Source organism: Sphingomonas sp. IW22, assembly GCF_041321155.1.
Taxonomy (GTDB): domain Bacteria; phylum Pseudomonadota; class Alphaproteobacteria; order Sphingomonadales; family Sphingomonadaceae; genus Sphingomonas.
The window spans coordinates 1-1,343 of record NZ_JBGGWB010000027.1; the positions used below are offsets into that span (position 1 = coordinate 1).

Here is a 1,343-nt window from a genome sequence, read left to right on the forward strand (position 1 = left end):
TACAGTATTCGTAAAAAGTCTGTTCACCCCCTATAAAAATGCAAATTTTAATATATATTTCGATTAAGTTTAAAATAATTGTTTAAATATTTAGTTATTGATGAAATATTTAAATAATGTAAGTTATTATAATATATTTTGAATTGATATCTAAATTCATATAAAATTACATGATTTTAGAGCAATATGATGTCTAGAAATTTAACAGAATTTCAAAGAAATGTAATCGTTATATTACGGAATAATGGCAAGTCTTGGACAGAAATAGCTCGTGAAATGCGCGAAAAGTACAGCAAGACTGTGACAAAACGAGGAATGCAATACCTATGGAAGAAATATCTGAACACGGGATCCGTGCGAGATAAGATAAGAAAAGGCAGACCAACCATTGTGTCACCCCAAGCTTCACGAGCTATAACACGCATTTGCAAAGCCAATCGCTTATTATCTGTTCTTAATATCACCCATACGTACAATACAAGTGCTGTCCAAAATGTTTCTGTTAGTACTGTTCAGAAAATTCTGAAAAAGTATGGTTTTCGAAGTTATTCAGCAATGAAGAAGCCATATTTGAAATTGCATCAACGTCTCAGAAGACTTTCCTGGGCCACGACTTACAGTGCTTGGGGTGCAGATAAATGGGGAGATGTGGTATTCAGCGACGAGTGCATCTTTCAGTCATATTCGTCATCAAATAAGTTATTGATTCGAAGAACCTCTTTGGAAAAGAACAATGCTGCCTTTATACAACCAGTTATGCGACATGGTCCACACATACATGTCTGGGGCTGCTTCAACAGTAATGGAGTGGGACTTCTGAAAAGAATCAATGGTAATATGAATGCCGAGAAATATCAAAAAGACATACTTCATGATATAGACATAGTTGGTAAATGCTTAGTCTTTCCGAAAGCAGCATTCGTTTTTCAACATGATTTGGCTCCACCACATAAGGCCAAAAGTACCCAGGCTTACCTAAAAAATAAAAATATTGAAATCTTACCCTGGCCAGGTAATTCTCCAGACCTGAATCCCATAGAAAATATCTGGGGTATCCTTAAACGGAAAGTAAGACCAATACAACACAAATCTGCTGAAGAATTATGGAATGAGGTCCAAAGTAAATGGTACAAACTTTCTCGTAATCTATGCCAGAAAATTGTATTCTCGATGCCGACAAGATTAGAATTGGTCAAAAAATCAAAAGGACATCCTATTAAATATTAAGACTGTCTTGTATTTATTTATTTAATAAATTTCGTGTCTGAAAATATTCATTCCGATTAAAAGTTGTATTTTTTATAGGGGGTGAACAGACTTTTTACGAATACTGTATATATTAT

The 1,343-nt window shown here is 34.1% G+C and carries 1 protein-coding gene; it reads left to right on the forward strand.

What is annotated here, in order from left to right; genetic code table 11:
- The first annotated feature begins 186 nt into the window (after positions 1–186).
- On the forward strand, positions 187–1,227 hold the full coding sequence (locus ACAX61_RS19515; RefSeq protein ID WP_370716201.1) for a transposase: 1,041 nt from the start codon (positions 187–189) through the stop codon (positions 1,225–1,227).
- Positions 1,228–1,343: the final 116 nt, after the last annotated feature.

Bases quoted from the DNA above. Each gene is read 5' to 3' on its own strand.
- ACAX61_RS19515 (WP_370716201.1), top strand. From the start codon at position 187: ATGATGTCTAGAAATTTAACAGAATTTCAAAGAAATGTAATCGTTATA.